At 56.0% G+C, this 6,915-nt stretch carries 7 protein-coding genes and 1 pseudogene; 2 read left to right on the plus strand and 6 right to left on the minus strand.

Going from position 1 to position 6,915, the window contains the following annotated elements; genetic code table 11:
- Positions 1–1,042, minus strand: a 1,042-nt coding sequence (locus OES20_18520; GenBank protein MDH3636689.1) for a Xaa-Pro peptidase family protein, incomplete at its 3' end; no start/stop codon positions are given.
- Positions 1,043–1,088: 46 nt separating this feature from the next.
- The gene (locus OES20_18525) at positions 1,089–1,997 is read right to left on the minus strand and encodes a CIA30 family protein (GenBank protein MDH3636690.1); all 909 of its coding nucleotides are present in this window, start codon (positions 1,995–1,997) and stop codon (positions 1,089–1,091) included.
- Positions 1,998–2,592: 595 nt separating this feature from the next.
- On the opposite strand from OES20_18525, the pseudogene OES20_18530 reads away from it, so the two are divergent.
- Positions 2,593–2,754: pseudogene (locus OES20_18530) on the plus strand (transposase).
- An 84-nt stretch (positions 2,755–2,838) separates the two neighbouring features.
- On the opposite strand, the gene mtgA reads toward OES20_18530, so the two are convergent.
- Positions 2,839–3,489 carry a monofunctional biosynthetic peptidoglycan transglycosylase gene (mtgA, locus tag OES20_18535; protein ID MDH3636691.1) on the minus strand — a complete coding sequence of 217 codons (651 nt, stop codon included), beginning with the start codon at positions 3,487–3,489 and terminating at the stop codon, positions 2,839–2,841.
- Between the two features lie 868 nt (positions 3,490–4,357).
- Between mtgA and OES20_18540 the strand changes: the two genes are divergently transcribed.
- Positions 4,358–4,642, plus strand: a complete 285-nt coding sequence (locus OES20_18540) for a high-potential iron-sulfur protein (protein MDH3636692.1) — start codon at positions 4,358–4,360, stop codon at positions 4,640–4,642.
- A gap of 105 nt (positions 4,643–4,747) precedes the next feature.
- Here the strand turns inward: OES20_18540 and OES20_18545 are convergent, their stop codons facing one another.
- The 3 genes from OES20_18545 to hflK all read right to left on the minus strand — a co-directional run.
- The gene (locus OES20_18545; GenBank protein ID MDH3636693.1) at positions 4,748–4,894 is read right to left on the minus strand and encodes a hypothetical protein; all 147 of its coding nucleotides are present in this window, start codon (positions 4,892–4,894) and stop codon (positions 4,748–4,750) included.
- Between the two features lie 5 nt (positions 4,895–4,899).
- Positions 4,900–5,874, minus strand: a complete 975-nt coding sequence (gene hflC / locus OES20_18550) for a protease modulator HflC (GenBank protein MDH3636694.1) — start codon at positions 5,872–5,874, stop codon at positions 4,900–4,902.
- Positions 5,871–6,915 (minus strand): FtsH protease activity modulator HflK (hflK, locus tag OES20_18555; GenBank protein ID MDH3636695.1); only part of this gene is annotated, 1,045 nt, incomplete at its 5' end. The genes hflC and hflK, both read right to left, overlap by 4 nt.

A 6,915-nucleotide genomic window follows, 5' to 3' on the forward strand; every position in this document is an offset into this window, starting at 1 on the left:
TGAAAAACGACATGTTTTCCTCGAGCACCAGCGGATTGCCCGCGAATATCAACGGCTGCTCCATCCAGGTCGGCGGACAGGTAGCCCCCATCGTGTATCCGCAGACTGTCAGCACCGCATCGTGTTCGCCGTTGTCTTCGAGCGTTTCCCGGTAAGTATCGTAGATCTCGCCGACCGTGGTTCCCGGGCGCAGGATCGATTGCACCGCCTCCAGCGCAATGACACTGGTTTCGTGCATTTTCAAATGACGTTCGCTTATGTCGGGTCCAGTCAACACCACGCACATGCTCGCCGCGTGATAGTGCCGGTAGGCGACCCCAAGTTCGAGGGTCACCTGGTCGTTGTTCAGGACGTGTTTCCGCCCGGAGGTGTAACGCAGGTTAAGCGCCGATTTACCGCTGCCAAGCGGCGGGATATGCGCCGGCAAATCGGCGCCCATACGAAACAGCGTGTCGTAAAAGGTGGCGTAGATATCGCCCTCGTATGCGCCGGGAAATGTCGCCTCGATGGTTTGCTTCATCACTTTATCCATGATCTCTCCCGCCCTGCGCAGGTAGTCCAGCTCCTGCGGACTCTTCACCAGGCGCAACTCGCGGATGAAATCCGGCGCCACGATCAGCTCGCACCAGCTATCCAGCTCCGCCTGGATTTCGAGAAACAAGCGCGGTGTCAGCCCCATGGTATCCACCTGGATGCCGATGCGCTTGCCCTGCATGCCGAGCGAGTCGAGCATCTCCCGAATCTGCCCGCTGCGCGGCGCATCCTGCGAATCGACCGCGATACGGATATCTTCACAGATTGACGAGTAAGCGGCGTTGCCCAGGTCAGCCGGACGCGCCAGGTGAGTCAGCTGCCCATCGATGCCGAGGAACATGCAACCGAAGATGGTAAAACCGTCCGAATCGAAACCGGTCAGCCAGTACATGTCTTCGAACTTGAACAGCAAGATGCCATCGAGTTCGAGCTCAGCCATGCGCTCGCGTGCCCGCTGCTGGCGGTCGGCAAACTCCGTACGGGTGAAATGGATATTGACGTCATTCACAACAAAATGATCTCCGGCAGTGGGCGCATCGCTTCGACGTTGCCGGTCAATCCCGCCGAATTTCGCGCTGCCGCATCGGCATTTTGTCGATGAGTGCGTAAATGTCGTCCATGGGAACAATGGTGTTTTTTGACAACTTGACCGTTCCGTCTTTACCGACCAGCAGCACGGCGAAGGCGCCCGCGTCGATTCCGAGTGCAGCTCTTATCTCTTCGACCTGTGTCGGATCGAGCTTTCGTTTTCCGGCAAGCGACGTTCCATCGGTCGCAAGGCTGATTAGCACGAGGTCACGTTCTCCAAACTCTCTGCCCGTTGCTGCAACCTGTTGCAGCTGCCTGGCAAATTTCGGCTCGTCCGGCGCCGGGCTGCTGACGACCAGCAGGCGGTTTTCCCACTGGTAATCGCCGAGAGAGAAAGGTTCGCTATCGCGATAAGCCTGGACGGAGTCCACTGCGATTGCGAACGGCCCGTCTTTGCCGTCGGAAATCATCAAACCCAGTCCCCTGATGTGCGCCGGGTTCGGCGGAGCGACGTCCAGTTTGTTACCACGGAACTTCGGCACAAAATCCGCAAAGGGAAGATCGATCCCGAGCCACTGGCCCGCGGTGGTTTCGAATTCGCTCCAGAAGCCAAGTTCTCGTCCACGGCAGATGGCGTTCGTTCGAAGCTGCCACGAGTATTGCCGACCGTCGCCTCTGACCCGAAGCCTGATTCCACTGAATTCCGATAGATCCATCCGCGGACCTCGACTCCGAATCGAACTGAAGCCGCCTCCGAGCGTATTTGTCGATCCGGTAAACATCAGATTGCCATCGTTCAGCTCGAATCCTCCGCTGCTCCTTCCACCCATGACGTCATCATTAACGACAAACCACTCGAGGCTACCAGGCTCCTGGGAAAAGTCAGTGATTAGTTTTATCGGGCCCGCGGAGGCTGTGCTGAAAAGGGCTGTCATCAGGGTCAATCCGGTAAACGATAAAACAATTCCTGGGCCGCTCGGCATAACGCTGTCCTTCAATCACGGTTCAAGAGAGTAGCGCCGGGCAGGTCCCGTTGCCTGCGTTTAATGGTAATAACTATTCCGGAGAAAGTATATTTCATTGCCGATGTAGCGTCTGGCATCTAGCCTACGCCCGAAGCTCAAATTCACGCTTGCGATGGTGATGATCTGGCAGGAACTGAGTGACATTGCAGAGATAAGTTAACTGCCACCATTTCTCTAGCTGCCTAAGCGTCCTGAAGAAGATCGATGGCCGCGCCACGCGGCATATCGCCACTGATCCGGCCCACTCGCGAGGGACAGGCGGAACAGACCAGGATCAAATCCTCCAGGGCTTCGAGTTCGACATAGTCCCCTGGCGCGGCGGCCGACGCTTCATCCGCGAGTGCATAGTCCTGCCCAACCAGCGCATGCTCGAATACATTCCAGGGACAGCATGAATTCGGGGGACAGTATACCTAACCCCGTGAATTCGGGGGACAGTATACCTAACCCCGGAAGCACCGCTCAGCGATAACTGGATTCAAGCGGTCTCGGTGCCAATTGCCTGATGCCAAACCACGTGCAACTAGTAATGGTGCCGAGCAGCGAAGACGGCTTGCGAGCAACCCTGGGAGAAGCACACCGGCACCACACCCGGCATATTAATTTCCGCCAGGGTTGGCGCGGTCACTTGTGGCAGGAGCGGTTTCACTCCTTTCTGATGGATGAAGATTCTGGGGACAGTATACTTATTTCGACAAGAACTCCTTCAGGCCGGGTATGGTGAATTAGGTATACTGTCCCCGGAATTCGCTCAGCGGCGAAAGTAGCGCCAGATCTTGTCGACCCGTTTACGGAAGGCACGCGTATTGCTGCGTGGGTTGTTCGCGACCGGCGACGGCAGGGTCGCCGCGAGTTCGATCGACTCGCGCGCGGTAATCCTCGAAACCGGCACATTCCAGTAATATCGCGCGGCGGCATCGGCGCCATAAATGCCTCGGCCGAACTCGGCCACATTCAGGTAATACTCGAGGATACGCCGCTTCGACAGGCTGCGTTCCATGCCGAGGGTCAATACGAGTTCGTGCCATTTGCGCAGCGGGTTGCGCGACGAACTCAGGAACAGGTTCTTCACGGTCTGCTGCGACAGCGTGCTGGCGCCATAGGCCAGACGCTGTTGCGACAGGTTGTATTCCATAGCCTCTTTAAGCGCTTCCAGGTCGACGCCTTCGTGTTCGTAAAAACGGGAGTCTTCGGCAACGATCACGGCGCGAACCAGGTGTTTCGGAATCCCGTCGATGGCAACCGGACTCCAGCGCAGTTTCGGCCAGTCAGTTCGCTGCTGACGTTCCCGCTCGTAGTCCCGGATAAACTGCGAGCGCTGAATCGGGCCATGCCGATAAGCCGCCCAGTCCGGCCAGATCGAAGCCAGGTAGACCGCGTCGGCAATGACCAGAAGCAGCAATACCAGCCCACTCCAGCGAAGGAACCGCCTGAGCCGGGAAACGCGCGTCCGGGCAAGGCGCCTGCGTCGCGACCAAAATGCCATATATCCAACTGTGAACCGGGAAACCGGTAATTTACAGAAACGAGATTACGAGGGACAGTATATTAATCACAATAGTGAGTTCATCGGAGCTAAATATTGCGGGCAATTCGGGGACATTATACCTGATTTAATCAGGCCGACTTTCGGGCCGGGCTCGATGGAATAAGGCCGATTCGGGGAACACTATAGTTTATTGACAATATGCTGTTTGCAAAACGGGTACCATGAAATCGTTATACTGTCCCCGGAATTAGAATTATCCGAACTAAGAACCGGAATCAGGCTGGAATACAAACGCCCAGGTCGTTCGCCCGTCAGCAAAGTAAACGATTAAATAAATCTGTCCCAGTTTTTACGGTTTTTTCGTGCCCCAGTAACTGACAGTTGGAAATTTAACTTGCAATGGTAATGCCAACCTTCCGACACGGATGATATGGCACGCGATTTGCAATCATTTTGACCAAATTGTGCCAACAAACGGAGCTAAACCCGCAAAATCTCTCTGTTAAACGAATTTTGACTCCAGATAGGATAGATTCCCGGCCTATTTTCTCGAATTAGGGAAAACGTCTTCCCGCTTTCGAGAATATCGTTTACCTCGCCCTCGCTTCCAGTATCCGGTTTCGGCTCGCTTTTAGCTGTTTGCGAGTTGCGTAGTAACGAAACGATCTTTACGTTGGAAAACATAAAAGGCGTATTTGTTTTTTGACGTAGCAACTATCTGAAATCGAAAGCCAATCCAAATTTGTATTAACCCTTCACATTTGACTAAAGGAGACTAACCATGAACAATTCAATCAATCGCAGAAAATTCATCAAATCAATTTCCGCCCTCGCGGTAATCCCGATTCTAGCCCCGGCATTGGCGCAAGCAGCGCAACTCGATCCGGAAAATGCCCAGGCCAAGGCATTCCAATACACCCATAAATCTCAAGTGGCCGGCAAGACATGCAGTAACTGTCAGCTTTTTACCGGAGGCGCCGGGGCCGAATGGGGCCCTTGCAATATTTTTCCGGGTCAGGAAGTTGCCGGGGCGGGATGGTGCTCAGCTTGGGTCGCAAAAGCTTAATGTATTAAAAGGTGACAGTTAACTTGTTTTGCAGTGCAGAAATAAGTTGACTGTCACCATATCCCACACTCCAAACAATTAAGTATACTGTCCCCGGAATTCCGATCATTCCCATCCGCTGCCATAGCTCTCCGGGCTCGCGTTTGCGGGCAATGTAGTGGTTCCGCCCTGCGCCGCACCGAGATCGGTGACGCCAGCTAATCCCAGCAGAAGCAACAGTGCGAAGATCAGCAAACCGCACTCCGTCGTCATCACTTTCACGGGTTCGCCCCGGTTTCGGGGTCCATGCCCTTCAGGAATTTGAACAGTTCGCTATCGGTCGACAGCACCAGTGTCGTGTTTTCGGCGATGATGTGCTTATAGGATTCCATCGTCCGGGTGAACTCGTAGAACGCAATGGCCTGGGCGCTCTGGTTGTAGGCACCGGCATAGATCTCGGTGGCCCTGGCATCGGCCAGGCCGCGGATCTCCTCGACCTGCCGGTAGGCCTCGGACTGGATCTTGTTGAGGTCGCGAACGCGGTTGCCGCGAATTCTGGCCGCTTCGCCGTTGCCTTCCGATAGAAACCGCTCGGCAATCTGGCGCCGTTCGCTGATCATTCGGTCATAGATCTTCGGGCGAACACTGTCGTTGTAATTGATTCGTTTGAAGCGGATGTCGAGCAGCTCGATCCCGAATACCTGAACCTTTTCGGCGGCCGCGAGAAAAATTTCCTGTTCGACCAGCTTGCGGCCTTTCTGGATCGGCACCAGCGAGCCCATGTCGAGTTCGCGCTCGGCATCCGTCAGCAGTCCGTCGCGCAGGGGCACGCGATCACGGGTGGTGCGAATGATTTCGATCAGCTCGTGCTTGGCGACGGCGTTGCGGGTCTCGCTGCCCAGGATATCGTCGAGGCGGGATTGCGCGCTGCGTTCGTCGCGAAGTCGCAGGAAATACTGCAGCGGATCGATAATCCGCCAACGGGCGAACAGATCGACAGAGATGTAGAGCTTGTCCTTGGTCGGCATGTCCGAGGGATTCCCGTCCCACTCGAGCACCCGGTTATCGATCGGGTTGACTTCCTGGATGAAGGGGAGCTTGAGCTTCAGGCCCGCTGTCGTCACCGGATCGCCGATCGGCTTGCCGAACTGGGTGATGATAATCTGCTCGACTTCGTTGACCGTGTAGATCGAATTGATTAGTACGAACGCCGAGCCGCCCAGTAATACCAGTAAAACTATCAGTTTGTTCATGGCCGATTCCCGTTTGCGCTGCCGAGATTCAACAGCGGCAGAATATTGCCGGTCTGGCCATCGACGATAATTTTCGAGCCTATGCCCGGCAAGACGGCCTGCAGGGTCTCGACGTAAATACGCCGGCGCGTGACTTGCGGAGCCTTCTCATACTCGGTCAGCAAGGCGCTGAATCGGGCAACATCGCCCTCGGCCTCGTTGATTCGCTTGAGCCGGTAGCCGTCAGCCTCGCGGATTCGCTGATCTTTCTCGCCCTCGGCCAGCGGGATCACCTTGTTGTACTCGCGGCGCGCCTCGTTGATCAGTTTTTCTTTTTCCTGTTGCGCCTGGTTTACCTCGTTGAACGACTCCTGCACCGGTTTGGGTGGATTGATATTCTTCAACTGCACCTGGTCGATGCTGATTCCCATCGCGTACTTGGTCGACAGCGCCTGCATCTTGGTCAGGGCCTCCGCTTCGATTTCCTGGCGCCCGATGGTGATCACTTCGTCGACGGTGCGATCGCCGACGACTTCCCGCATGACCGATTCGGACACGTATCGCAGGGTCAGGCCCGGCTGTCGTACCTCGAACAAAAATTTGACCGGGTCCGAGATGCGGTACTGAACGACCCATTCCACCAGCGCGGCGTTGAGATCGCCGGTCACCATCTCCGTTTCCCGCCTGCCATCGACGGGGCTCTGGTAAGGGTCCGTGGCGCCCGGGGTGGTGAATCCGAATTCCTGCTTCAATTGGCGTTTAACCGGAACGATGATGGCCGTGTCTATTCCCAGGGGGAATTTGAAATGCAGGCCAGGTTCGACGTTCTTCACATACTTGCCAAACCGCTGCACGACCGCGACCGAATCGCTCGGAACCGTGTAATACGCGGTCCATGCGCCGGCCAGCAGCGCCGCGATGGCCGCGAACATGATGACAGAGCTCGGACCGCCGCCTGGCATGAATTGCCCAAGCCACTGCCGAGCCCTGGCGAGCATTTGCTCGAGGTCGGGGGGTAGATTATTGCCGGCGCCCCATGGGCCGCCACTGTTGCCGTTACCG

The sequence above is a fragment of the Gammaproteobacteria bacterium genome (assembly GCA_029862005.1).
GTDB lineage: Bacteria > Pseudomonadota > Gammaproteobacteria.

Excerpts from the sequence above, each read along its gene's own strand:
- hflC (MDH3636694.1), bottom strand. The coding sequence starts at position 5,874 with ATGAACAAACTGATAGTTTTACTGGTATTACTGGGCGGCTCGGCGTTC.
- OES20_18545 (MDH3636693.1), bottom strand. The coding sequence starts at position 4,894 with ATGACGACGGAGTGCGGTTTGCTGATCTTCGCACTGTTGCTTCTGCTG.
- OES20_18540 (MDH3636692.1), top strand. The coding sequence starts at position 4,358 with ATGAACAATTCAATCAATCGCAGAAAATTCATCAAATCAATTTCCGCC.
- OES20_18525 (MDH3636690.1), bottom strand. The coding sequence starts at position 1,997 with ATGACAGCCCTTTTCAGCACAGCCTCCGCGGGCCCGATAAAACTAATC.